The sequence below is a fragment of the Flavobacterium macacae genome, from assembly GCF_003865365.1.
GTDB classification, from domain to species: Bacteria; Bacteroidota; Bacteroidia; order Flavobacteriales; family Flavobacteriaceae; genus Flavobacterium; species Flavobacterium macacae.
Map to the genome: position 1 here is coordinate 90330 of NZ_RQVR01000009.1, position 26465 is coordinate 116794.

Annotated in this window: 17 protein-coding genes; 15 read left to right on the top strand and 2 right to left on the bottom strand. The window is 36.9% G+C overall.

Annotation, left to right across the window (positions count from 1 at the left end):
- Window positions 1-7 precede the first annotated feature (7 nt).
- From EG849_RS09170 to EG849_RS09200, 7 genes are all read left to right on the top strand, one after another.
- The gene (locus EG849_RS09170) at window positions 8-2266 is read left to right on the top strand and encodes a M1 family metallopeptidase (RefSeq protein WP_125012783.1); all 2259 of its coding nucleotides are present in this window, start codon (window positions 8-10) and stop codon (window positions 2264-2266) included.
- Between the two features lie 87 nt (window positions 2267-2353).
- Complete coding sequence (locus EG849_RS09175) at window positions 2354-2725, top strand: Sec-independent protein translocase subunit TatA/TatB (protein WP_125012784.1); 372 nt, start codon at window positions 2354-2356, stop codon at window positions 2723-2725.
- Window positions 2726-2728: 3 nt separating this feature from the next.
- Complete coding sequence (locus EG849_RS09180; RefSeq protein WP_125012785.1) at window positions 2729-3334, top strand: phosphatase PAP2 family protein; 606 nt, start codon at window positions 2729-2731, stop codon at window positions 3332-3334.
- A gap of 190 nt (window positions 3335-3524) precedes the next feature.
- Complete coding sequence (locus tag EG849_RS09185) at window positions 3525-4508, top strand: pyruvate dehydrogenase complex E1 component subunit beta (protein WP_125012786.1); 984 nt, start codon at window positions 3525-3527, stop codon at window positions 4506-4508.
- A 151-nt stretch (window positions 4509-4659) separates the two neighbouring features.
- The gene (locus tag EG849_RS09190) at window positions 4660-7146 is read left to right on the top strand and encodes a DUF5686 and carboxypeptidase-like regulatory domain-containing protein (protein ID WP_125012787.1); all 2487 of its coding nucleotides are present in this window, start codon (window positions 4660-4662) and stop codon (window positions 7144-7146) included.
- A gap of 104 nt (window positions 7147-7250) precedes the next feature.
- A complete protein-coding gene (locus EG849_RS09195; RefSeq protein ID WP_125012788.1) occupies window positions 7251-7781 on the top strand; it encodes an inorganic diphosphatase in 531 nt (176 codons plus the stop codon).
- 113 nt (window positions 7782-7894) lie between these two features.
- Window positions 7895-10339, top strand: coding sequence for a sodium-translocating pyrophosphatase (locus EG849_RS09200; protein ID WP_125012789.1), 2445 nt, complete (start codon window positions 7895-7897; stop codon window positions 10337-10339).
- A 68-nt stretch (window positions 10340-10407) separates the two neighbouring features.
- Here EG849_RS09200 and EG849_RS09205 read toward each other — a convergent pair whose 3' ends face one another.
- Both EG849_RS09205 and EG849_RS09210 read right to left on the bottom strand, forming a co-directional pair.
- A complete protein-coding gene (locus EG849_RS09205) occupies window positions 10408-11022 on the bottom strand; it encodes a deoxynucleoside kinase (protein WP_125012790.1) in 615 nt (204 codons plus the stop codon).
- Window positions 11022-11813 (bottom strand): hypothetical protein, encoded by a 792-nt coding sequence (locus tag EG849_RS09210; RefSeq protein ID WP_125012791.1) that lies wholly within the window; start codon window positions 11811-11813, stop codon window positions 11022-11024. The genes EG849_RS09205 and EG849_RS09210 overlap by 1 nt, the downstream gene beginning before the upstream one ends.
- A 117-nt stretch (window positions 11814-11930) precedes the next feature.
- Between EG849_RS09210 and EG849_RS09215 the strand changes: the two genes are divergently transcribed.
- The 8 genes from EG849_RS09215 (at window position 11931) to EG849_RS09250 (ending at window position 26398) form a co-directional block, all read left to right on the top strand.
- Window positions 11931-12803, top strand: coding sequence for a GLPGLI family protein (locus EG849_RS09215; protein WP_125012792.1), 873 nt, complete (start codon window positions 11931-11933; stop codon window positions 12801-12803).
- Between the two features lie 78 nt (window positions 12804-12881).
- Entirely contained in the window at window positions 12882-13790 is a 909-nt protein-coding gene (locus tag EG849_RS09220; protein WP_158611933.1) for a carboxypeptidase-like regulatory domain-containing protein, read from the top strand.
- Window positions 13791-13806: 16 nt separating this feature from the next.
- The gene (locus EG849_RS09225; RefSeq protein ID WP_233581771.1) at window positions 13807-14196 is read left to right on the top strand and encodes a hypothetical protein; all 390 of its coding nucleotides are present in this window, start codon (window positions 13807-13809) and stop codon (window positions 14194-14196) included.
- A gap of 232 nt (window positions 14197-14428) precedes the next feature.
- Entirely contained in the window at window positions 14429-14761 is a 333-nt protein-coding gene (locus EG849_RS09230; RefSeq protein ID WP_125012795.1) for a hypothetical protein, read from the top strand.
- Window positions 14762-14769: 8 nt separating this feature from the next.
- The gene (locus EG849_RS09235; RefSeq protein ID WP_125012796.1) at window positions 14770-20778 is read left to right on the top strand and encodes a T9SS type B sorting domain-containing protein; all 6009 of its coding nucleotides are present in this window, start codon (window positions 14770-14772) and stop codon (window positions 20776-20778) included.
- Between the two features lie 126 nt (window positions 20779-20904).
- Window positions 20905-21006, top strand: coding sequence for a hypothetical protein (locus EG849_RS09240; RefSeq protein ID WP_125012842.1), 102 nt, complete (start codon window positions 20905-20907; stop codon window positions 21004-21006).
- A 174-nt stretch (window positions 21007-21180) separates the two neighbouring features.
- Window positions 21181-23901 (top strand): carboxypeptidase-like regulatory domain-containing protein, encoded by a 2721-nt coding sequence (locus EG849_RS09245; RefSeq protein ID WP_125012797.1) that lies wholly within the window; start codon window positions 21181-21183, stop codon window positions 23899-23901.
- 208 nt (window positions 23902-24109) lie between these two features.
- A complete protein-coding gene (locus EG849_RS09250; protein WP_125012798.1) occupies window positions 24110-26398 on the top strand; it encodes a hypothetical protein in 2289 nt (762 codons plus the stop codon).
- Window positions 26399-26465 lie beyond the last annotated feature (67 nt).

Sequence of the window (26465 nt, forward strand, 5' to 3'; positions counted from 1 at the left end):
TTCCCTAATGAAAAAATATATTTTTCTTCTTGCGATGCTTCCCGTTTCGCTTTTGGCTCAAGTAACAAAAACACCAGAAAAGAAGCGCGAACCAGGAAAATACGATACCAATAAATTCAGCCAAATATACGATCTTTTGGCAACTCCCAATATGTTCAGAACGGCTTCCGGTGCGCCAGGACCTGCGTATTATCAGCAAAAAGCCGATTATAAAATGGACATCGAACTCGATGACAAGAACACAAAGGTGTACGGAAAGGGAACGATTACCTACCACAATAATGCTCCTGAAAGCTTAGAATATCTTTGGATCCAATTGGACCAAAACCAAAGCGCCAGGACGTCTAAAACGCCCCTGATTCAAAGTCAAAAGATGGATCAAGCGATGACCCCCTCCGGTTATGCAAAAAAATATATGGAAGAAGGCTTTGATGGCGGTTTTCACATTGATTATGTCAACGATTCTAAAGGAAAGCCAATGAAATATACCATCAATCAAACCATGATGCGCATTGATTTGCCAACGCCCTTGAAGTCTAAAGAAAAGATTGAAATCAACATAAAATGGTGGTATTTAATCAATAATTACAGAATTTATGGCGGTCGTTCTGGTTACGAACATTTTGATTCTGACGGAAATAACTTGTATGTTATTGCACAGTTTTATCCAAGAATGGCGGTTTATAACGATGTGGAAGGCTGGCAAAATATGCAGTTTTGGGGAACAGGTGAATATGCGCTTCCTTTTGGAGACTTTGATGTCAATATCACGGTTCCGGCAGACCACATTTTAGAAGCTACCGGAGATTTACTGAACCGAAAAGAAGTGTTTACCTCAGAGCAGTTAAAAAGATATGAATTAGCCGAAAAGACTTATGACAAGCCGGTTGTTGTTGTGACGCAGGCCGAAGCAGAAGCGGCATCCAAAGGTTTTTCTGATAAAAATAAAACGTGGAAATTTAGTGCGAAAAACGTGCGTGATTTTGGAATTTCGACTTCTCGAAAGTTCATTTATGATGCCATGGCGGTCAAGCTTTCTGAGAAATCGGTGATGGCCATTTCGCTGTATCCGCCCGAAGCCAACCCGCTTTGGGGCGATCTGTCCACAAAAACGGTGGCACATACTTTGTCCAGTTATTCTTCGCACACTTTTGATTATCCCTATCCAAAAGCGATTTCGGTTTCGGCTGAAGATCAAGGAATGGAATATCCGATGATCTGTTGGAATTATGGGCGTCCAGATGAAAACGGATTTGTGAGCGACAGGATAAAATATGGAATGCAAAGCGTAATTATTCACGAAGTGGGGCATAATTTTTTCCCGATGATTGTGAATTCAGACGAACGCCAATGGAGTTGGATGGACGAAGGCTTGAATACGTTTTTGCAATATGTAGCGGAACAAGAATTAGATCCAAAATATCCTTCGCAACGCGGTCCTGCAAAAAGTATCGTTCCTTACATGAGTGGCGACCAAAGTTTCTTAGAGCCGATTATGTCAAATTCTGAAGGAATTCACCAATTTGGGGCAAATGCGTATTCAAAACCGGCAACGGGCTTGAATATCTTGAGAGAGACAATTATGGGCAAGGAATTGTTCGACCACGCTTTTAAAACCTATGCGAACCGCTGGAAATTCAAGCACCCGACGCCAGAAGATTTCTTCAGGACGATAGAAGATGCTTCGGCTGTAGATTTAGATTGGTTTTGGAGAGGCTGGTTTTTTTCTACCGACTATGTAGATTTAGGAATTGCAGAAGTGAAGGAATATTATGTTTCTGAAACAGCTCCGAAAGAAGCAAAAGAAGTGGCTATAAGACGCGGGCGTTTCAGTCAAGAAAAAGGACCCTTTGTGTATTTTATTCCTGTGGATTCAAAAGATTTGGAGAAAAGAAATAAAAAGGAATCAGGTGCTTCAGAAGTGAAAATTTTAAGTGATTTTGTCCAAGAAAAATATGCTTCTCAAGAGAGGTCGAAATTAAAAGACCCTAAATTTTTCTACGAAGTTACCTTTGACAAACCAGGAGAAATGCTGATGCCAATTTTGGTAGAACTTACTTTTGAAGACGGAACGACAGAATTTCACAACTTTCCAGTTCAGATTTGGAGAAAAGGAAATCAGACGGCAACGCGCGTTTTTGCTACCGATAAAAAAGTTTTAAAAATTGTTTTAGATCCAAAATTAGAAACAGCTGATATTGATGTTTCTAATAATTCTTGGCCAAAAGAGGAAGTAAAATCGAAGTTTGACCAATTTGGAAGCTAAGTTAAAATCATATTAAAAACGGAATTAGAAATCAGAAGTAAAAACTGCGATTGATTTTTTACCGTATCTTTGTTTAAAATTACTGTTATGTTTGGAATAGGAGGATCAGAATTATTTTTAATAATCATCATTGCGGTGATGCTTTTTGGGGCAGATAAAATTCCAGAGGTGGCGAAATCTTTAGGAAAAGGAATCCAGCAATTAAAAAGTGCAACAGACGATATTAAATCTGAAATTCAGAAAACGGCAACAGAGAACGGCTTGGACCAAAGTTCTTTGACATGCGGATTGTCTGACGAAGTGACTAAGGTAAAAGAGAATTTTGCCAGAATTATGGAAAATTCAAATGATCCAAGTTTTGGACTTGATAAAATCAAAGAAGATTTGGGTTCTGAAATCAACAAGGTAAAAGAAGATTTAGAAACGTTAGAAGGCCCGATAAGGAGGCAAGACAGATAGTTTATGGAAACATTATTGGAACTCGACAAAAATTTATTTATATTTCTCAATAGCCTAGGATCTGAAAGATTTGATGGCTTTTGGCTTTTTATAACCAAGCAGTTTAATTGGATTCCGATATTTTTGATTATTTTATATTTGGTTTTCAAACATTTGGGTTGGAAACACGCTTTACTGATTATTCTGGTAATGGCCCTTTTGATTGCCTTGACAGATCAAACTACCAATTTGTTTAAAAACTATTTTCAACGGCTTCGCCCCGTCAATAATACCGACTTAGACAATGTGATCCACTTTGTGCACAAGCGTTCTTCTTTCAGTTTTATTTCGGGACATGCGTCAAATTCAATGGCTGCGGCTTTCTTTTTATATAAAGTTCTAAAGCCTTATTTGAAATATATGGGCTTCATTTTCCTTTGGCCACTGGTTTTTGCGTACAGCCGAATTTATTTAGGATTGCATTATCCTGGAGATATTTTAGCAGGGTATACTTGGGGGATTTTGATGGCATTATTGATGTTGAAATTATATACCTTTCTTCGTGATAAATATTTTCCAGAGAAAGAACAAGTCGATCATCCAACTAATGATGCGCCTTTAGAAATGTAATCAAAAAAGGAGAATGGTTTTTTAAAACTATTCTCCTTTTTTATACCGAAAACGTTTTCGTAAAACTGATCAAAACGATTAGAAAAAACCTTTTGCCCAAAAATCATAACTTAGCCACAAATTATTCTGTTTAGTTATTTAAAATAATTATTTTTGCGTTTCAAATTTTAAGAAGACAATAAAACATAATATGAGAACAATCCAATTTAGAGAAGCAATCGCTGAGGCAATGAGCGAAGAAATGCGTCGTGATGAATCAGTATATTTGATGGGTGAGGAAGTTGCCGAATATAACGGAGCTTACAAAGCGTCAAAAGGAATGCTAGACGAATTCGGACCAAAAAGAGTTATTGATACTCCAATTGCTGAGCTTGGTTTTGCTGGTATTGCAGTGGGTTCAGCAATGAACGGCTGCCGTCCGATTGTGGAATATATGACCTTCAACTTTTCATTAGTAGGTATTGACCAAATCATCAACAACGCTGCAAAAATGCGCCAGATGTCAGCAGGTCAATTTCCAATGCCGATGGTTTTTAGAGGTCCGACGGCTTCTGCAGGCCAATTGGGTGCAACGCACTCTCAAGCTTTTGAAAACTGGTTTGCAAACACGCCAGGATTGAAAGTAGTTGTTCCTTCAAATGTCTATGATGCAAAAGGATTGCTGAAAGCGGCAATTCGTGATAACGACCCAGTTATCTTTATGGAATCGGAGCAAATGTATGGTGACAAGGGAGAAGTTCCAGAAGGAGAATACACGATTCCTCTAGGTGTTGCTGATATTAAAAGAGAAGGAACTGACGTTACCATCGTTTCGTTTGGAAAAATTATCAAAGAAGCGTACACGGCTGCAGATGAATTGCAAAAAGAAGGGATTTCTTGTGAAATCATCGATTTGAGAACGGTTCGTCCAATGGATTATGAAGCAATCTTGAAATCGGTGAGAAAAACAAACCGTTTGGTTGTTCTTGAAGAAGCTTGGCCTTTTGCAAGTGTGGCTTCTGAAATCACGTACATTGTTCAAGAAAGAGCATTTGATTACTTAGATGCGCCGATCCAAAGAATTACAACTGCTGATACGCCAGCGCCTTATTCTCCAACGTTGTTGAAAGAATGGTTGCCTAATGCGCAAGACGTAATTAAAGCGGTAAAAAAAGTAGCTTACAAAAAGAATTAGATAATAAATAATAATAAAATTAGCGGATTGAAGAATAATTCAGTTCGCTAATTTCTATTAACAAATTATATAATCATCTAATTGTCTAATTTCCTATATTTGAAACTTCATCAGAATACCTTTGATGAAGTTTTTTTTTTGCACTAAATCTATGAATAAGAAAATATATCTAAGCCTGGGCTTTTTCTTGTTGCTTATGAATTTCGTTGTGGCTCAAACCAAAGTCAGCGGCATTGTTTATGACGAGTTCAAGCAGCCACTTCCATACGCAAATGTTGTTTTTAAGGGAACAACCGACGGAATTATAACCAACGAAGAAGGGAAATTCTATTTAGAATCTAAAACTACGCAAAACACACTTTTGGTGTCTTATGTAGGAATGGAACCCAAGGAAATTTCGCTTGAAAAGGCAGTGACTTATAATTTAGAAGTACAGCTTGGTGGTGGAAAATCATTAGGCGAAGTGGTAATTTATACCGGAAAAACCTCTAAGAAAGACAATCCGGCGTTAGATATTCTTAGGGAAATATGGGAACGAAAAAAGAAAAATGGCCTTCGTCAATTCAAGCAATATGAATATGACAAGTATGAAAAAGTAGAGTTTGACCTGAACACAATTGACAGCGCCCTGATGAAAAGCAAACTGTTCAAAGGGATGGAATTTGTTTTTGAACAGGTCGATACTTCTGACGTTACCGGAAAATCATACCTTCCCATTTTTATAAACGAAGCGCTGAGCAAAGTTTATGGAGACAATACTACAGGCAAAATCAAGGAAATTTTATCGGCAAATAAAAACTCGGGATTTGATAACAATCAGCAGATCATTGCATTCATTAAAGATTTATATGCGGAATATGACATCTACAATAACTACTTAAAATTCTTCGACAAAGACTTTGTAAGTCCGCTTTCCACAACCGGAATCAATGTGTATAATTATGTCCTGCACGATAGTACTTTCATTGATGACAAATGGTGCTATAACATCGTTTTTTATCCAAGAAGAAAAAACGAACTGACTTTTAAAGGCGACTTTTGGGTAAACGATACCACTTTTGCGATCAAAAAAATCAACTTGACTGCCAGCCGAAGCGCCAATATCAACTGGGTAAAAGAAATTTATATCGAGCAAGAATTTGAGGTTTTGAATGATTCTGTTTTTCTATTGACGCGCGACCACATGATGTCTGATTTTGCATTTAATAAAAAAGATAAGTCACGAGGCGTTTACGGAAAACGAACCACTTTGTTCAAAGACCACAAATTTGATATTAAAAAACCAGACGGATTTTACAAACAAGAAGTCAATTTTTTCGACCCCACCATTTATGAAAAACCCGATGAATTTTGGGAACAGAATCGTTTTGAAAATTTAAATAAAGACGAAAAAGGCGTTTATAAAATGCTGGATACTTTGAAAACCGTCAAGAAATTCAAACGGCTTTATAATGCGGTTGCCATTTTAGGAAGCGGTTATGTCGAATTAAATAATTTCGATTTCGGACCCGTTTTTTCCACTTTTGGATACAATGATGTGGAAGGAATTCGCCTTCGCGCAGGAGGAAGAACTTATTTTGGGCAAAATGACCCTTGGAGAATTCAAGGCTATGGTGCTTATGGTTTTAAAGACAACCAATTTAAGTACGGAATTTCTGGAAAAGTATTGCTGAATAAAAAGAGCCGTTTCATTATTTCGGGAGGAAACCGACGCGATATCGAGCAAATTGGTGTGAGTTTGACGACTTCTAATGATTTGTTGGGGCGAAGTTTTGCATCATCTTCTTTTTTTGCCAGTGGCGACAACAGCAAGCTGACTTCTGTGAATTTAACGAATTTTTCTGCAGAAATAGAGCCGTTTAAAAACTTGGTGCTTCAAGGCGGATTCTCATTCCGGACTTTAAAATCGGCTTCTCCTGCAACATTTAGTCTTGATTATTTTGATGAAAACGGAAACATAAAAAGCGACGTAAAGCAATATGAATTTAATGCTTCTATTGATTATATGCCAGGCAGAAGATCAATTGGTTATGGTGTTGAAAGGTCAGATGTGGATACCAATTATGCGCGTTTCTATTTGAGTTTCAGTCAAGGTGTTGAAGGGCTTTTTGGGAGCGACTTTGATTATCAAAAACTGCAATTTTATTACAGACAGCCCGTTTTAGTCGGCGGTTTTGGAAGGCTGGTCACGACTTTTGAAGCGGGAAAAATATTTGGATCTGTTCCGCTTGGCTTGATGGGAGTTGTGCCCGGAAACCAGTCTTATTTTGTGATAGACAATACGTACAACCTGATGAATTACTATGAATTTATGGCCGATGAATATGTTTCGTTGCATTTTGAACACAATTTCAATGGAAGGTTATTTGCCAGGATTCCATTTTTGCGTAAGTTAAATTGGAGGGAAATCATCGGAATCAAAGGAGTTTACGGAACTGTTTCGGATGAAAACAGAGCGATAAATGCCCAGTCAGCCATTCCTTACACCGCTCCAGATAATGTTTATTGGGAATATCATGCCGGAATTGGGAATATTTTTAAAGTTTTACGAATTGATTTCGCCTGGAGAGGAAGTTATCTGGACCTTCCGGATGCCAATAAATTTGCGGTTAAGGCATCTTTTGGTTTCCATTTTTAAGAAATCTTTATTTATCTAACAAATCTTATTCTTTTTATTGTTTGGAAGTATCTTAATCGTTACTTTTGCACCCGCTAAAACAGTATATAGAAACAAATTACAATATGAGTCCAGCTAAACAAAAATCTTTTGACGTATTGATTGAAATACCAAAAGGAAGCAGAAATAAATACGAATACGATTTTGAATTAAAAAAAATCCGTTTCGACAGAATGTTGTTTTCATCAATGATGTATCCAGCAGATTACGGATTTATTCCAGAAACATTAGCATTAGACGGAGATCCTTTGGATGTTTTGGTATTGGCAACAGAACCAACTTTCCCAGGATGCGTTATGGAAATCAAACCAATCGGGGTTTTCCACATGGCTGACGAAAAAGGTCCAGACGAAAAAATTATCTGCGTACCGATGTCAGATCCTATCTGGAACAAATTGAACGACTTGTCAGATATGAATCCGCACCAATTAAAAGAAATTGAGCATTTCTTCCAAGTATACAAAGATTTGGAAAATAAAAAAGTTGATGTTGGTGGATGGGGAGATGTAAATGAAGCGAAAGAAATTATCACGCAATGTGTGGATCGTTTCGAAGCTCTTGAAAATCGTGCTGCTGATTTATTCAGTATTCGATAGTCTAAATCCTAAAAAATTATCAAAAAAGCAATATTCTGTAAAGAATGTTGCTTTTTTATTTATGTTGGTTTCGTTATATTTACATATTATTAACCAAAACCAACAAACTTTTTATGGAGTCAATAATGATTTATGTCCCTATTGCCCTTGCATTAGTCGGGCTTCTTTTTATGGTAATTAAAAGATCTTGGGTTTTAAAACAAGATCCCGGAGATGGAAAAATGAAAGAAATTTCAGATTACATCTACGAAGGTGCTTTAGCATTCCTTAAAGCAGAATACAAATTATTAACTTTATTCGTGATTGGCGCCAGCATTGCTCTTGCTGCAATCACATTTCTTCCAGGAGCAACCACGCATTTATCCATTGTCATTGCCTTCATTTTTGGGGCGTTTTTTTCTGCCCTTGCGGGAAATATGGGAATGAAGATTGCAACAAAAACTAATGTTAGAACCACACAAGCCGCAAGAACAAGTTTGCCTCAAGCCTTAAAAGTTTCCTTTGGAGGCGGAACGGTTATGGGACTTGGAGTTGCAGGTTTGGCAGTTTTAGGGCTGACTACATTTTTTATCGTTTTCTTCCACTTTTTTATGGGAGGCCAATGGACGGAAGGTCTTTACAACGGAGAAACAAAATCAGCCGGAGAATTAATGACCATTCTTTTAGAGACTTTAGCAGGTTTTTCGCTAGGTGCAGAATCGATTGCCTTGTTTGCAAGAGTGGGTGGCGGAATTTACACCAAAGCCGCTGACGTTGGAGCTGATCTAGTGGGAAAGGTCGAAGCCGGGATTCCAGAAGATGACCCGAGAAATCCTGCTACAATTGCCGATAACGTTGGTGATAACGTTGGTGACGTTGCCGGAATGGGTGCCGATTTATTTGGTTCGTATGTAGCAACTGTTTTGGCAGCGATGGTTTTAGGAAACTACGTAATTAAAGATATGGGTGGAAGCATTTCAGATGCTTTTGGCGGAATCGGACCTATTTTATTGCCAATGTCAATCGCCGGTGTGGGAATTATCATTTCGATTATCGGAACTTTATTGGTGAAAATCAGCAGTAATGATGCCAAAGAAGCGCAAGTTCAAGGCGCATTAAATATCGGAAACTGGGTTTCAATTGCATTAACAGCAGTAGCTTGTTATGTTTTAGTAACTTGGATGCTTCCTGAAACAATGAAAATGAAATTTTACGGAGAAGGCTACCAAGATATTTCTTCCATGCGCGTTTTCTATGCCACATTAGTTGGATTATTTGTGGGAGCCGTCATTTCTTCGGTAACGGAATATTACACCGGTTTGGGTAAAAAACCAATCTTGGCAATTGTTCAAAAATCAAGCACGGGTGCTGGAACCAATATCATTGCAGGTTTGGCAACGGGAATGATTTCCACTTTTCCGACCGTTTTATTATTTGCGGCCGCAATTTGGGCTTCGTATGCTTTTGCTGGATTTTATGGCGTAGCTTTGGCGGCTTCAGCAATGATGGCAACCACGGCTATGCAGTTGGCAATCGATGCTTTCGGGCCCATTTCTGATAACGCTGGAGGAATTGCTGAAATGAGCGAACTGCCCAAAGAAGTGCGCCAAAGGACTGATATTTTAGATTCTGTTGGAAATACCACTGCAGCAACCGGAAAAGGGTTTGCAATCGCATCTGCAGCTTTAACTTCGTTAGCATTATTTGCGGCGTATGTTACGTTCACAGGAATTGACGGAATCAATATTTTCAAAGCTCCGGTTTTGGCAATGTTGTTTGTTGGCGGCATGATTCCGGTGGTTTTCTCCGCTTTGGCGATGAATTCCGTAGGAAAAGCAGCAATGGATATGGTGTACGAAGTAAGAAGACAATTTCGTGAAATTCCAGGAATTATGGAAGGAACCGGAAAACCAGAATATGCAAAATGTGTTGATATTTCTACAAAGGCCGCTTTGCGCGAAATGATGCTTCCAGGAATTTTGACCATCGGTTTTCCAATTGCCATTGTGCTTTTAGGAAAATTAGTTTATCCAGAAAATAACCAATTGATTGCAGAAATGCTTGGCGGTTATATGGCGGGGGTTACGGTTTCAGGCGTACTTTGGGCTGTTTTTCAAAACAACGCTGGCGGTGCTTGGGATAATGCCAAAAAATCTTTTGAAGCTGGTGTCATGATTAACGGCGAGATGACTTACAAAGGTTCTGATGCGCACAAAGCGGCCGTGACCGGAGATACTGTCGGTGATCCTTTTAAAGATACTTCTGGTCCTTCGATGAATATTTTGATTAAGCTGACATGTCTAATCGGATTGGTAATTGCACCAATTTTAGGGGGTCACGATGCAACAGTGGTTGTAGAAGAAGTCACCGCAACAGAAATGGTCCAAGCAATTCAAGCGGAAGCTGGAACTCCAGCTATTCACACGTCAAAAGAAGTCAGAATCGAATCAATGAAAGATGCTGAAGGAAAAGTAAAAACAACCGTGACGACAACTACAAATGACAAAGTGGATACGCAAGTTTTTGAAGGAACCGAAGCAGAAGTCAATGCAAAATTAGACGCTTTTAGAAAACATTAATATAAAATTTAGAGAAAAAAAATGCCTTTCAATTTGAAAGGCATTTTTTTCTCTATATTCAATTCTATCTAAAACAATCCGTTGATTTCAGCATTAATTCTATTGATAATATCTCCTAAATCTTCTGGATTATCTACAAAATTTAAATTATCAACATCAATAATCAGCAGTTTTCCGGCCGTATAACTTTCAATCCAAGCTTCGTATCTTTCGTTCAAACGGCTTAAATAATCAATCGAAATTGAATTTTCATATTCGCGTCCTCGTTTGTGGATTTGATTGACCAAATTAGGAATCGAACTTCTTAAATAAATCAACAAATCTGGACCTTCAACAAGTGTTTGCATCAAGTCAAAAAGCGATTTGTAATTGGTGAAATCACGATTTGTCATCAATCCCATAGCGTGAAGATTGGGTGCAAAAATGTGTGCGTCTTCATAAATCGTTCTATCTTGGATGATGTTTTTTCCGCTTTCACGAATTTGCAAAACCTGTCTGAAACGGCTGTTCAAGAAATAAATTTGAAGATTGAAAGACCAACGCGCCATTTCGTGATAAAAATCATCTAAATAAGGGTTGTCAACAACATCTTCAAAGTGTGGTTCCCACTTAAAATGTTTGGCTAATAAACGCGTCAGCGTTGTTTTTCCGGCTCCGATATTTCCTGCTACTGCTATGTGCATTATGGTAAAATAAGTTTATAGTGATATATTTCTTGCGATGTAAAAATAGCTAAAATTTGCTCTTTATAAGAAAAACGGTCAAAGCTTTTTTCGTTAAGGACAATTGGCGTTGTCGAAGCATTTTCTAAATTATAGAAAAACAATTCGTTACCTTTTTTGTAAATAATTTTTGTGGGAGAAACTACTTGCAATTGCTCAAATTCAGGAATGTTTCCAAGAAAATTTACTTTTCCAAAAAGGTTGGAAACATACAAATTTTGTTTGGTGTCAACCCAATAAAAATAATTATAATCGGATTGATAAAATTTCAAGCTTTGGTCAAAAGACTGCGTAATTGGCTGGAAAGTATTTTTCAAAACATCAAATAAACCGAGTTTTTGAGAAAGCATATCATACAGCCAAAGTCGGTTTTGTGATGCCAAACTCATCGCTTCGGGATTCAACGGAACATTCAATTCTGAGAAATTAATTTTCGTAGTTTCATTCAATTGGTTGTCTAATAAAACGGCAGTTGTAAACTGTTTGTAAAACAAAACAATTTGCAACGGATTCTGTAAATCGACCTGGTGAATTTTTCCTAAAGGAATATTTTTATAGAAAGAAACCTTGCCATTATTGTTTTTCCGGAATTCATTTTCATAGACAGAATAGGTGCTTCCATAATTATCTTGACCCACAAACTGGCCTGTTTCCCATTTTTCAACTTTTGAAAAAAGAGGCGACATTGCTGGATTTTGAGCAAAACCTACGAAGAAAACAAAAAAGAAAACAGGCAAAAATAGTTTTTTCATAAGGTGCCAATTTACGAATTACTTTACCATTCAAAGTATTTCAAGTGAAAATATTTAACAAAAGCTTGTAACAAATAATGCGCAAAATAGTCATATTTGTATCTTAAAATAGAATTTATGAAAAAGTTATTTTCAGTTGCAATTGTTTTGTTTTCAGTGTTTTCAGTTGAAGCACAAGAATTTCAAGGCTTGGCGGTTTATGAATCAAAAACAAGCACTTCTGATTTCAAGGCAAATTTTGGTGGAAACCGAGAAATTACGCCAGAAATGCAAAAAAATATTGAAGAAAGAATGAAGAAAATGATGGAAAAAACCTTTGTTTTGAACTTTGATAAAACCGCTTCGATATATAAGGAACAAGAAAAATTAGACGCGCCAGGGCAAAATGGTACGGGTATGCGAATGATGTCGTCCATGATGGGCGGTGGTGGCACTACGTATAAAAACGTAAAAGAAAAAACCTATTCTGTGGACAAAGAATTTATGGGAAAAGAGTTTTTGGTGAAAGATTCACTTCCGAAATTAGAATGGAAGATGGAATCAGAAACCAAGCAAATTGGCGGTTACACATGTTACAAGGCAACAGCGGTAAAACCTGCAAGCCAATCTGACTTTAGAAACTTCAGGCCTAAAAAAGACGAAGCCAAAAAAGACGAAAAAGAGAAAACAACCAACTTGATGGACAGTTTTGAGATGCCAAAAGAAGTGACCATCACGGCTTGGTATGCACCAGAGATACCGATTAACCAAGGGCCTGAAAATTATTGGGGATTGCCTGGATTAATCTTGGAAGTCAGCGATGGGAAAACCGTAATTCTTTGTTCAAAAGTAGTTTTGAATGCCAAAGAAAAAGTAGCCATAAAAGCGCCAACAAAAGGAAAAGTCATCAGCCAAAAAGAATATGACGAAACCGTAACCAAAAAAATGGAGGAAATGCGCGAGCAGTTTAAAAACGGTGGCGGAAGACCAAATTTTAGAATGGGGAATTAGTTTTCTATATCTAATTAAAAAAAGGCATAGATTGCAGTCGCAGTTTATGCCTTTTTTATGAGATATAATTTCCTTTTTTTGTTCTTCATAGTTCTATTTTGCAATAATTTACATTCGCAGATTTTAAGCGGAACTGTTTTAGATGCAGATTCAAACAGCACAATTGACTTGGCATCAATTTATTTTAAAGAATCAAAATACACTATTTTTTCTGATAGTAACGGCAAATTTTCTGTTGAAATTGACACAAAAAATCAGAAGGAAGCACTTGTTATTTCTTCTGTTGGATATCAGGATTTGAAAATTAACTTGAAAAAATATACTGAAAACAAAGAATATCAAGCTACTTTTAAACTGTTTTCAAAAGTGCAAACACTTGACGAAGTTGTAATTTCGAACAAAAAAATAAATTACAGCTCGGCGAAAACAATTACTTCAAAACGAAATGGAATTGCTGGTTTATCATTTCAATTTGGGACAGAAAATGTGACATTGGTTCAAAATCCTTATGTCAAGAATGGAAAAATTAAAAAAGTAATTTTAAGTTTGAAAAAGGCTACAGAAGATCCAAAACAACCCAAGTGGAAAATTGATTATACAACGGCTTACAATATTAAATTTTATAAATACGACGCGAGAAATCAAAAACCAAGCGAAGAACTTTACAACAAAAATATTATTGTGGAACCAGGTAATAAAACACAAGATTTTGTCATTGACGTGGATTCGTTACATATTCCTTTTCCAAAAGAAGGCGTTTGTGTTGGGGTTGAATATGTAAACACAAGATATAAAAATCCAAAGACAAATTTTGCATTAATAGCTCCAACTATGAATTTTTATCAAGAAGAAAAATTAAAACCCATTATTTCTTGGTCGAGGTATCGTGGTGAAGATTGGGAGTTCAGGCATTCTTTTTCAAACTTTAAAAACAGACGCTATCAAAATGTGATGGTTGTGGATTTAGTAGTAAACACGGAAAAATAAAAAAAAATGAAGTTATGTGCTGTTGCAGAGTATTCACAAAAAATTTCAAGGTACGGCAACCTATGAGTGGAAGGCAAGTTCTGATGAATTTAGGGAAAATGTAATTCAACCCGACATGGATCCCAAAATGAAAGCTTTTTTGGAAGCCAAAATGGAAAAAATATTTCACAAAACGTTCCTGCTTAACTTTGATAAAAACACGTCAGTTTATGCTCAAGAGCAAGTTTTAGAGGTACACGGAGACGGTTTTGTACCTGAGTTGTCACAAGACGGAATTGAGTTGTCCAAGTTTAAAAATATCCAGAAGAAAAAAATAATGGTTCAAAAAGAATTTTATGGAAAAAATATAGTATTAAATATAATAGTGTTCAGAATTGAAATTTTTTATAAATATATAGGAATATAGCTGTATTTAAACGTAATATTTTAAATATCATTAAATTAAAAGTTAAATATTTGATTTAATTTATTATTTTTAACCCGTTGATATTATTTTTTACATATAACAGACTGATAAGAAGCCCCCAATATTCCAGCCTAAATTTTTATTTTATTTCCCTTAGCTTCCTACTTTTTTTTGGATATATAAAATCGCTACAACCCGGTTTTATACTTAAACTTAATAAAATTTTTAAGCTATGAAAAAAAAATACTTTATTGTTATTGCTCTTGTAATGACATTTTCTTCCTATTCTCAAGACCAAAAGATCCTTCGAACCGAACCGAACGGTGTCGTCGTTTATAAACCTATTGATGTTGAAACTGCGCAGGGCATTGTTAAGGAAGACTTCAAAACAAATCCTTCCCGATCAATTAACGATTTGACTCTAGAGGAATTAAATGACATGCTTTATTATCTCAATTTAAAGATAAAAAGTATTGAAGAAACAACTGAAAATGCGTCATCTTTAGATTCTTATATTGAAGAAAGGCAACAAGTGAGAAAAAGAATTCAAACCCTTAAAACCTAATAAGAGAGATGAAGCACTATATACTACTTTTTTGTTTTCTTCTGCTTTTTATAGGAAAAACAAATGCTCAAATTGTGGCTAATGGCAATTCTGGAGAAACCATAACAGCTTACACCAATGGAACTCCAAATGATCCTATTTATATTTGGTGTGCAACAGGTTTGTCAAATAATACGGCAAGTCTGACAGCAAGCTCCCCAAGTGGCCCCGGAACTTATACTTACAACTGGTTTTATCATAATGAGGTGAATTTTTCGTGGACAGCGTATACCACCCAAACGGGCACGTCGTCAACCATCTCAAATTTGCCAAGTGATGGATATCGTGTTCAGATCTATGATAGCTCTAATGTGTTGGTTGCCTGTTATGTGGCTTGGGTTTGGAATATGAACGGGCAACTTAACCCAACAGCTACCCCAACGGCTTGTAATGCAACAAACCTGGCTGGGAATGTAGGTGTAAATGGTTCTTTTAGTTATTATAACCCGCCACTGCCACCATCAATTATTACTCCGAGTACTCAAATTTCAGTTTGCTTTTCTGCAACACACACTTGGGTTTCTGATTTGGCATTTTATTTAGTAGGACCGCCCTCTTGCGGAAGTCCCACAATTTTGCTTTCCCCAAATCCAGGAGCTCTTGGCCAAAATAGTATTTGCAATAGCGGTAATAATGTGGCAAATTTATGTTTTTCAAATACGGCAAATGCTAATTTAAATGTATGTTCTGCAAATGCTCCTTTGACAGGAAATTTTAATACCTACGGTCCTGGTTCTATCCCAATAAATTGGAGCCCATTATATGGATGTAATGCGGCGCAAGGAGGCTGGTCGGTACGAATTTTTGATTGTATTGGTGGAGATGTGGGGGCATTGACAAATGCAACGATTTCATTCACAAATTTACAAAGTGTATGTAATTCATTAACTAGCGTTACTTATACTTCGGGACCAATTAATTCGATAATTAATGATAATTCTTGCTCGGCAGCAACAGCTTCTATTTTTCAAGTACCGGTTTCTCCAGCGTTAACGAATCCGATAACGCTTAATGCTTCGACGGTTCTTCAATGGATAGCTTCTCCGGCGACTGCACTTACAAATCCTAATTCTTCAAATACATCCGTAATTGATTTGCCTGATGGGAATTATAATTTCACATTGGTTGCAACGGTAACTTATGGTTCAACGAGTTGCACTTATTCTGGAGGCACATCATTTCTGAGTGCAAGTCTCGATATCCCAGAACCAGAGGATTTGAATGTTTGCGGGACACCGCCATTAGTTTTTGATCTTACCCAAAATACTCCAATTGTAGATCCGGCAGGAATATATCAAGTTTCGTATCATAATACGCTTGCAACAGCACAAAGCAATACTGCTCCGATAGCGGTTCCCACGGCATATCTGAGTAGTGGAAACGGAGAAATAATTTACGTGAGGGTTCAAAGTTCGGCAATCTGTTTTGCTGTGAAAGACTTTACCTTAAACTTATCTAATTCCGTGGTTCCATTATTTGATCCGGTTGAAGCGGTATGCATTGGAGACGTGATTCCTCCATTGCCACTTATCTCAAATGATGACATTACTGGGGTTTGGTCGCCGGCATTAGATAATACACAAACAACCACCTATACCTTTACACCTGATTTAGGCCAATGTGCCGATCCGGCGACCCTGGAAATTGTTGTCAATACGCCACCAATTATTTCCTCCCCAACGCCACTTGAAATTTGTGATGATAACAATGATGGGTTTTCTACATTTAATTTGACAGTAAAGGATGATGAAATCACAAATGGAAATACTGCCCTTGTGGTAACGTATCATGAAACTCTGTCTAATTCACAGAATGGAGTTGGGATCATAGATCCTGCAACGGCATATCAAAACGTGAACCAAAATACCCAGACAGTTTATATTAGAGTTGTGGAATTAAATAGCAATTGTGCAAGTTTTGAGACTTTGCAGCTCGTTGTTTTACCAAATCCTACCGTTGTTTCGGTTTCAGATTATGAATTGTGTGATTATACAAATCCGGGAGACGGAATTGAAGAATTTGATTTAGGAACAAAAATTAACGAAATAATAAATGCACAAACTAATGTTTCAGTAGATTTTTATTTAGATCAGGCGCAAGCAACAGCAGGAGTTTTAGGAACGGAATTGCCATTGTTGTATCAAAATATTGTTTCAAACCCACAGACGATTTGGTATAGGATTGAAAATAATGCGACCGGATGTTTTAGCGTAGGGTCGTTTGATTTGATTGTAAATCTGCTGCCTCAAATTACAACGCCAACAACATTAACCGCATGTGGTTCAAATGTTACAGGGCAAGGGCAATTTGATTTGACGGTAAAAACAACACAAATTACAAATGGGCAAAATGGTTTTATCGTAACCTATCATACTACGCTAACAGGTGCAGGCACTGAAACAGATGAGATAAATCCGGCCAATGATTACACTGGATTAGACGGTCAAATTATCTATGTTAGAGTTGAAAATATTGATACGGGGTGTTTTATAACCACACAATTCGATCTTGAGGTTGTTGATGCTCCAGCGCCGATATTGCCTGATCCCTTATACTATTGCGATCCAAACAATGACGGATTTGGCATATTTGATTTAAGCACAGCAGCAGCCCAAATTTTGGCAGGGAATCCAAATATGACGGTAACTTTTCATGAAACGGCCATAGATGCTTCTTTTGGTGTAAGCGCAGTAGGCTTGACTTACAACAATATTAATCAATGGACACAAACGCTTTATGTTCGATTGGAATCAAATGCGGGGGGATGTAGCTATTTTGGAGAATTGCAATTAATTGTAAATCCAACACCGGTGGCCGTAACGCCAGATCCAATTCAGGTTTGTGATGAGACTGCTGACGGATTTGCGACATTCAATATTACCATCAGAAATAATCAAATATTAAACGGAGCTGATGCACAGCTTCATCAAATAACCTATCATTTGACCGAAGCGAATGCAATTGCAGCTTCAAATGCGATTACAAATGTTCTTGCTTTTACAAATACAGTTCCAAATAGCCAGACAATTTGGGTTAGAGTAGAAATTATAGCAACAGGGTGTTATGATGTGGTTCCTTTAGAATTGATTGTAAATCCGCTTCCAGTAGTTCCTTTTCCTGCAACACCTTATGAAGTATGTGATGTGAATAATTCAGGAGATGAGTTTGAAGAATTTGATTTGGGCAGCTATATTCCAACAATCACGTCTGATCCTGTAATGATGGTAACCTATCATTTTGATCAGGCGGCGGCACTTGCAGGAACTCCTTCATTACCGCTTTTATATACAAATCAGGTGGCAGGAGTCCAGACTATTTTTGTCAGGGTGACTAATTCTGATACACAATGTTTTGCCATTACTTTATTAGATTTAAGAGTAGAACCGCTTCCGGCGCCTGTAATTCCAGATCCAGTTGTGGAATGCGATTTAGACGGAAATGGTTTTGCAACATTTGATCTTCAGGCACTAATTATAGATATTCTTGATGGAGCTCCAGATACTGTAATTACGTTTCATGAAACCTATAGTAATGCTGATTTGAATTTTTTTCCTTTAGGAAACACCTATGAAAATGTCAATGCATTTGCCCAAACAATTTATATCAGGGCAGAAAATATCTTAACCGGATGTTATTCTGTGGTTTCCATGGAACTTCGCGTAAATGCCTCTCCCGAGATGCCAAATCTTCAGAATTTGCAAATTTGCGATAATAATCAAGACGCGATCCGCACAATTGATTTGACACAACAAACGCAAATAATTTTAGATGCGCAAACAGGTGGAAGCACTTATTCTATTAGGTATTTTACCTCATTAGCAAATGCCCAGTCAGGATCAAGTGCCATTGTGGCGCCAACCAATTTTTTAGGTACAAACGGACAAACAATTTGGGTTTCTGTTACTGATACAGTTTCAGAATGTTTCACCATCGGAAGCTTCCAGCTCGAAATTGATACGCCACTTGCTTTAAGCCCTGCCTATTCCTTATCTGTTTGTGATAATCTTTCTCCAGCAAATGACAGTGTAGGAATGTTTGATCTGACTTCAATGAATAGTGTAATTACAGGAAATGCTTCTGAATACACAGTTCAATATTATTTAAATCAAGCAAATGCGCAAAGCGATACCGATGCAATTACAAATCCCGAGGCATTTTCAAACGGAAGCATCCTAGGAGTAAATAATCCATATACGCTTTTTGTGGCAGTGACCAATACGGCCACAACCTGCAGAAGTTACACGACGCTTACTATCAGGGTTTTGCCAATTCCAACGCCAAATACAGATCCTCAAGATTTGATTGCCTGCGATGATGTAAATTCTCCAAACGGCACAGAGATTTTTGATCTTGCCGTAAACGAAGTTTATATCCAGAATAACGATCCGACGCTTACTTTTGCGTATTATCCAACCGAAGCGGATGCAATTGCCCAAACAAATCAAATTATGGTGCCGACTGCTTATGAAGGTGTGGGCATAGTGTACATCAGGGTGATGAATTCACAAGCAGATTCAAACGGAAACAATTGTTATGTGGTTGTGGAGCAGTTATTAATTGTAAATCCGCTACCCGTTGTGGCTGTAACTCCTGTAATTAATGCCGTTTGCCAACAAAACAATACGGGAACGGCAACATTTACGCTTTCAAATTCAAATGAAGAAGTATTAGACGGTTCGCAAAATACAGCTGATTTTACATTTACATACCATTTGAACCAGGCTGACGCTCAAATAGGAAACAACCCGTTGACAGATCAATATGTAAATTTGACAAACCCACAAGATATTTATGTTAGGGTAGTAAATAACGTAACCGGTTGCGTAAATCCAACAGCTGTTGTCACTTTAATTGCTGATGACGGAGCGATTGCCAATCCGGTAGATGAAACAGATCCAGCTATTGCGTTAATAATTGCAACATGTGATGATGAGGGTACAAATGATGGTTTCCATTTATTTAATCTTTCTGATCTTGACAGTACAATTTTAGGAAGCCAAAGCACAGATCCAAATTACACGATTCATTATTACACAAGTCAGGCTTTGATTGACCAAGATGTATTAAATGTAGGGCCAGCAACCACAAATCCTTCGGCAATTCAAACTCCAGGAGCATTTGTGAATACAGAAGCTTTTGTACAAACAATTTATGCAGTTGTGATTAATACGGCTTCGGTAACAGGATGTCCAAGTGTTGTTAGTTTTCCAATTACTGTAAATCCGCTTCCTGAACCGATTATTGACAATCAAGGAGGCGTTATTTGTGTGGAATTTGGAACAGGAAATGTAATTACGCCAATCGTGCTTTCAACGCAATATACAAGTGCAACACACGCATTTGAATGGAGTTTAGGAAATACCGTTGTGGGAACTGATGAAACACATACCATCAATACTATGGCAACAGCAACATCGGTTTACAGCGTTATTGCAACCGATATCCAGACAGGTTGTGTGTCAAATGCAGTTCAAACCACAATTACAAGATCTGGACCTCCAGTAATTACAAATGTCCAAGTGACAAATGCATTTACTGAAAACCAAATAATTACGGTTACAGCAAGTGGTTTTGGAACCTATGAATACCAAATTGACAATGGTCCTTGGCAAAACAGCAATGTTTTCAGCGGTGTTTCAATTGGGGAACATAGTGTAACCGTGAGAGATGTTTTAAGAGAAGCAGGCTGTGGGTCTGGTACCGAAGAGGCAATGGCGATTGGTTATCCTAACTATTTTACGCCAAACGGTGACGGAATACACGATACTTGGAATATTGTGGGATTAGATGAAACAGCACAGATTTTTATCTTTGACCGCTATGGAAAACTTGTGAAACAAATTAGCGCAGTGGGAGCAGGCTGGGACGGAACAATGAACGGACAGCCTTTACCATCGACTGATTATTGGTTCAAAGTAAATTTTATAGAGCAAAATTTAGTTAAAGAATTCAAAGCACATTTCTCGATAAAAAGATAATTGATTTTTATGTTTTGAAAAAGGCTTCCGTTTGGAAGCCTTTTTTTTGCTTTTAATTCTTTTATAAGAACATAAAAACCCAATTTTTGACTTTAATTAAACTCCACGGTTTGGTATACCCCTGAAATTGCACTTTCGCAAGGGCCAGAAAAATATTGGGGATTGCCGGGTTTGATTTTAGAAGCAACTGATGGAAAAACATCTTATTTGTGTCGAAAATTATTTTAAATCCAAAATGGTAAAAGACTTAAAAAAGGTAAAAAGTCAATAGTAAAGAATTTGAAGAAATTACCGAAAAACAATTAGAAAGCAGGAAAGATGCTAATGGAATAATTCGTTTAAACTTCAGCGGGCGTTAATCTAATTCAAAATTTACATATCTTCACGACATATAATTCCACTATGCAAAAAATAATTACTCTTGCTTTTTTTCTGCTTTTTTCAGTTTTTTCGAATGCCCAAAATATCAGAATGGAAGGTTTTATTACCGATTCAAAAACGTTCGGTTTGGAAATGGCGAATGTCATGGCGGTCAATCAAACCAATAACGCAATGGATTCTTATGCGATTACAAATGATAAAGGAAAATTCCAGTTGTCATTAAAAGCAAATACTTCCTATAAAATAAAAGTCAGCTACATTGGCTTCCAAGGAAAAGAAATTGAAGTAAAAACAGGAACAGAAAACATCACGCAAGCCATCATTTTGGAAGAAGGAATTGGTCTTGATGAAGTGGAAATTGTGAGCGAAATGCCAGTTTCCATCAAAGGCGACACCATTGTTTACAACTCTGATTCCTTTACCAATGGAACTGAAAGAAAACTGGGCGATATCTTAAAAAAGTTGCCTGGCGTTGAGGTGAATAAAGACGGGCAGATTCAAGTGGAAGGAAAAACCGTTCAGAAATTAATGATTGACGGAAAAGATTTTTTTGACGGCGATACCAAATTAGGAGTGCAGAATATTCCGGCTGATGCCGTCGATAAAGTGCAGGTTTTGAGAAATTATAACGAAGTTTCGCAATTAAAAGGTCTTGAGAACAACGAAGAAAATATTGCCATGAACATCAAGCTGAAAGAAGGAAAAAAGAACTTTTGGTTTGGAGATATTACAGCAGGAATAGGTGTTGGGCACGAAGAAGAACGTTACATTGCCAACCCAAAACTGTTTTATTACAGCCCAAAATACAGCATCAATCTTTTAGCGAATTTCAATAATATCGGCGAATTGCCATTTACGGCGCAAGATTATTTCAAATTCACGGGCGGTTTCAGAGGAATCATGCGAAAAGGCGGTACTAATTTTAACGTTGCTTCCAATGACTTGGGAATTTCGATGGCTCGGAACAATCGCGCCAAAGAAATTGAAACGCAATTCGGAGCGGGGAATTTTAGTTATAATCCGGCAAAAGCGTGGACCATCAGCGGTTTTGGAATAATTACTTCGAGCGATACTGAAATGGAAACTTTTACAAAAAACAGTTACCTGAATACTGAAACGGGTGAAGTGGAAACAGAGCAGACTTCTGACGAAATAGCACTGCAAAAAACCAACCTCGGGCTTTTTAAGCTGAGCTCGAGCTATGTGCCAAATGAAAAAGTACACTTTGATTATGACTTGCTTTTAAAAACGTCAAAACAAGATGAAAATTTGGGATTGCTGACCACGCAAACCGCGCAGGGAAGCAGCGTTCCCCAAGATATTTACACGAATAAGAAACAAAATCCGTTTTCTATAAACCAAAACCTGAATTACTATTACACGGTGGATGATAAAAATGTGCTGGCTTTTGAAATGCAGCATTTATATCAAGACGAAGACCCATTTTACAATGCAAATTTATTGTTGCAGCCATTTAATTTGGCCGGATACAATGCGACTCAAGAAAGAAATATAATCAGCCAGGAACGTTTTGTCAGGACTAACAAAGTGGATGCGAAATTGGATTATTATTATATGGTGACGCCAAAAAGCAACATCAATTTTACATTAGGAAACACCTATTCCTACCAAAATTTCAACTCGCATATTTTTCAGATTTTGGACAATCAAGCCCAGAATGATTTGAACAGCGCCGAAAATAATAACGATGTGAATTACATGTTTAACGACGTGTTTTTAGGACTTCATTACAAATTTATTACTGGAAGATTCACGTTCAATCCGGGTGTGAGCGTTCACAATTATTTTATGAAAAATGAGCAGCTGGATTCTGATTTTGACCGAAGTTTCTTCCGAGTGTTGCCCGACGTGTATGCTTTGTATCAAATAAAAAAGTCAGAAACAGTGACGTACAATTTTACAATGCAAAATGATTTTACGGATATTTCGCAATTGGCCGAAGGTAATGTTTTTTCAAGTTACAACAGCCTTTTTCGCGGTCAAAGAAATCTTGAAAACGCCTTGAGCCAAACACATTCCCTGCGTTATTTTAAATTTAACATGTTCAACCAAACCAACATTTCGGGTTTTGTAAACTACAATAAAAGGGTGGATGCCGTAAAAAGAATTGCATCATTTGACGGAATCAATCAAACGTCAACGCCGTTTAATTCGAACTTTGCTGATGAAACCTTGTCCGGATTTTTTAGGTACGGCCGTTCTTTTGCACGGTTTTACAAAGCTTCCGTCAGTGCCAATTTGAGTTGGTCAAAACAAAACAATATTCAAGTCGATAGAAGTACGCAAGCCCAGATTTTTACTGCAACAGAAACTTTTACGCAAGGCTATAATTTTAGTTTTTCTACAAATTTCAAAAACCTTCCCAGCCTGGAAATGGGTTATGGCGTGACAATAAATGAATATCAGAACGATGTTTTTTACAACAATTCGCCTTTCGCCAACCTAGAATATTTTTTCTTAGACGCTTTTTCTTTCAAGGCTGAATATGAATTTAACAAGTACAGCAATAAGTCGAAAACGGTTGACAATCAGTATGATTTTTTATCCGCAAGTTTGTCTTACCAAAAGAAAGGAAGCAAGCTGGAATATAAAGTCGGAGCCACAAATTTGCTGAATACCACCAGTTTAAATGACGACAGTTTTAACCAATTTTTCACCAGAACGTCGCAATATCGTGTACAGCCCAGATACATGATTTTTTCGTTGCGATACAATTTGTAGTCCCGAAACTTCGGGAGCCAATCCAGCTTTTCGCTGCAATCTGGGCTAGGGAAAAGTACATTCTATAAATTTTTCAATATCAAAAATAGATCTAAAACAGTGCGAGGTTTTAGGGTAAAATATAACGCTAAAATTCTGGTTTTTAGATCCAGTCGTCTTTAAAAATGATTTACATTTGTTAGAGACAAAATGCAAAAAAGCCAAAATTATGAATAAGATTTACATCACTTCCTTATTGTTATTATCGGCAGTTTCCTATTCGCAAAATAAAATCGAACCAGGAACTTATGTTACCCAAACTGAAGGGCAAGAAATAAAATTAAAGCTGAGCGACGATAATAAATTTGAGTTGGTTTTTTTTCAAGGCACTTATGAAACCAAAAATGATACTCTTTCTTTCAATGATCTGGGCGGAAAGAACTCCGGTTTTTCTGTTTTTCTTTCTTCAGAAGCCAATCCAAACCTAGGGAAAGTAAAAGTGCAATTGACAGGGAAACATGCTTCAGCTTACGCATCATCCCTTTATATTGGAACGCAATCGGGCAAATCAAATCCGGTTTTTAAAAATATCAGTGATTATTCTTCTGAAATAAATTACAATGAAGATGAGCTGAATTTTGAAATCGACCGGGCTGATTTTTTCTATTTGGTAAATCAAGATTATAATGATCAAGCCACACTCGAAAAATATACTTTGCCAAGAAATGTGAATCAAATTAAATTTGAATACAAAACCAATTATTTTGGAAAAGTGAAACTTGAGGGCTATCACAATGAAAAAAAAGAATTGGTAGTTGTTGAAAAAGGAAAAAAAAATCCATTAATTTTTGTTCTTGAAAGCGCCAAAAAAGCAACCGTAAAATCTGATATTTTGCCTCTTGAAACAAAAGTAGAAAACAATTGGACTTTTCCGGGCAAAAGGAAACTTTATGACGATTATGGCGCAGTAGGTTCAACTTATAACAATGCTTCCGATTATAAATTAGTCATTCAGGATAATTTGCAAAAAGCAATGGAAGCTTCAAAAAAGACGCCTTCGAAATATCTTGTAATTTCGTATGATCCCGATAATAAAGAGACAAAATCTGAATTTGACAACTTTATCAATAACCAGCAATACTCTTTAGGTACGTATGCGTCCTATGAAAACACTACCGAATATGATAAATACAATTATTATTTGGCAACTTCAAAAGACAAATCTTGGTTTCTGAAAAATAAAATTACGGACAATCCCTCAACAATTGTATTGGATTCTGAAGGGAATATTTTGGCTAAGATAAAGGGCAGTCTGGCCACAAACAATTATCTTTTTGATGTGTATTACAGCGCTATTCAAGAAAACTTGAAACAAGTAAAAGCCATTTCTGATTTGAATAAAGCCATCAGCTCCAAAGCAAAAGAGAAAGAAGTATTGAAGAAGATGCTACCGCTTTCAACCCAAGGTTCTGGATCGTCCCTTTATCCGCCAGTTGTAGCTGAGACCGCTTTTTTGCCACAAGTTGTTGAAGAAATTGTACCTGCAGAAGATATCAGTGAAATGGCTGTGGATACGGCAAGGGCTTACACCGATTATTACGATCAAAATGAGCCGGTTTATACGAAAATTAATATTGACAAAAATAAATTGCTTGCTGTTTGGGACAAGATTGTAAAAATCCATGTAAAAGATTCCAAACCAGATATGGATTTTGTGAAAGTTTCTTTATCAGAAATAGAAAACAGTGGTTTTTATAGTAAGATTTTTAACGAAGAAAGGCTGTTTGACGAAAGCAATTTTAAAGCTATTGATTATTTACTGCAAAATTATGATGAAATCTTGACGGAGCAGAAGAAATTAAAAGTACAGGATAGTATGGCTCTAGAGTATGATTATTACGATACTATAGAATATGTCTTGCCTAATGCAGTTACTTTAAATAGTTATTTAGTCACGCCTGAAACATCTTCTGATTATCAAAAATGTCTTCTTGGAGTTTATAAAAAAATGATGGAAAAGCAAGTAGGGAATCATAACATGACAATTTCTTACTTTACTGCTCTAGAGGGTTTTTCTAGAAACCTGAATAAAGAAGATGCCTATGTTTCTGAATATGATTTTTTCTTTAACAAGACTTTTAAAGTAACAAATGAAATAGAAATATTAGATGAAATGTTTAGTGAGAGAGAAGCAATAGGCTCAGATTATTCAAATTGGAGCGTTTTTAAAAATTCGTATGCAAATACTTCCAATCAAGCGGCGTGGTTTGTGGTTGAGAAATCTAAAAATCCAGAATCGATAAAAAAAGCGATAAAATGGTCAGAATCAAGTTTGAGGATTGAAAAAAACAATCCTTATTATTTAGATACTTTAGCGAAATTGTATTATAAAAACGGGGAAAAACAAAAAGCAATTGCTACGCAAGAACAGGCTTTGAAATATATAGGAGATAGTGATGAAGTCCCAAAGCAAGAGATGCAAACGGCTTATGAAAAGATGAAAACCGGAACTTACTAAAATCTATAAAAACAAAAAACCTTCAGCGAAAACTGAAGGTTTTTTTTATGTTTGCAGTTTTTTGGAA

What these genes read in the sequence shown, in the direction of transcription:
- EG849_RS09170 (WP_125012783.1), top strand. Translation starts at nt 8, where the DNA reads ATGAAAAAATATATTTTTCTTCTTGCGATGCTTCCCGTTTCGCTTTTG.
- EG849_RS09175 (WP_125012784.1), top strand. Translation starts at nt 2,354, where the DNA reads ATGTTTGGAATAGGAGGATCAGAATTATTTTTAATAATCATCATTGCG.
- EG849_RS09180 (WP_125012785.1), top strand. Translation starts at nt 2,729, where the DNA reads ATGGAAACATTATTGGAACTCGACAAAAATTTATTTATATTTCTCAAT.
- EG849_RS09185 (WP_125012786.1), top strand. Translation starts at nt 3,525, where the DNA reads ATGAGAACAATCCAATTTAGAGAAGCAATCGCTGAGGCAATGAGCGAA.
- EG849_RS09190 (WP_125012787.1), top strand. Translation starts at nt 4,660, where the DNA reads ATGAATAAGAAAATATATCTAAGCCTGGGCTTTTTCTTGTTGCTTATG.
- EG849_RS09195 (WP_125012788.1), top strand. Translation starts at nt 7,251, where the DNA reads ATGAGTCCAGCTAAACAAAAATCTTTTGACGTATTGATTGAAATACCA.
- EG849_RS09200 (WP_125012789.1), top strand. Translation starts at nt 7,895, where the DNA reads ATGGAGTCAATAATGATTTATGTCCCTATTGCCCTTGCATTAGTCGGG.
- EG849_RS09205 (WP_125012790.1), bottom strand. Translation starts at nt 11,022, where the DNA reads ATGCACATAGCAGTAGCAGGAAATATCGGAGCCGGAAAAACAACGCTG.
- EG849_RS09210 (WP_125012791.1), bottom strand. Translation starts at nt 11,813, where the DNA reads ATGAAAAAACTATTTTTGCCTGTTTTCTTTTTTGTTTTCTTCGTAGGT.
- EG849_RS09215 (WP_125012792.1), top strand. Translation starts at nt 11,931, where the DNA reads ATGAAAAAGTTATTTTCAGTTGCAATTGTTTTGTTTTCAGTGTTTTCA.
- EG849_RS09230 (WP_125012795.1), top strand. Translation starts at nt 14,429, where the DNA reads ATGAAAAAAAAATACTTTATTGTTATTGCTCTTGTAATGACATTTTCT.
- EG849_RS09235 (WP_125012796.1), top strand. Translation starts at nt 14,770, where the DNA reads ATGAAGCACTATATACTACTTTTTTGTTTTCTTCTGCTTTTTATAGGA.
- EG849_RS09245 (WP_125012797.1), top strand. Translation starts at nt 21,181, where the DNA reads ATGCAAAAAATAATTACTCTTGCTTTTTTTCTGCTTTTTTCAGTTTTT.
- EG849_RS09250 (WP_125012798.1), top strand. Translation starts at nt 24,110, where the DNA reads ATGAATAAGATTTACATCACTTCCTTATTGTTATTATCGGCAGTTTCC.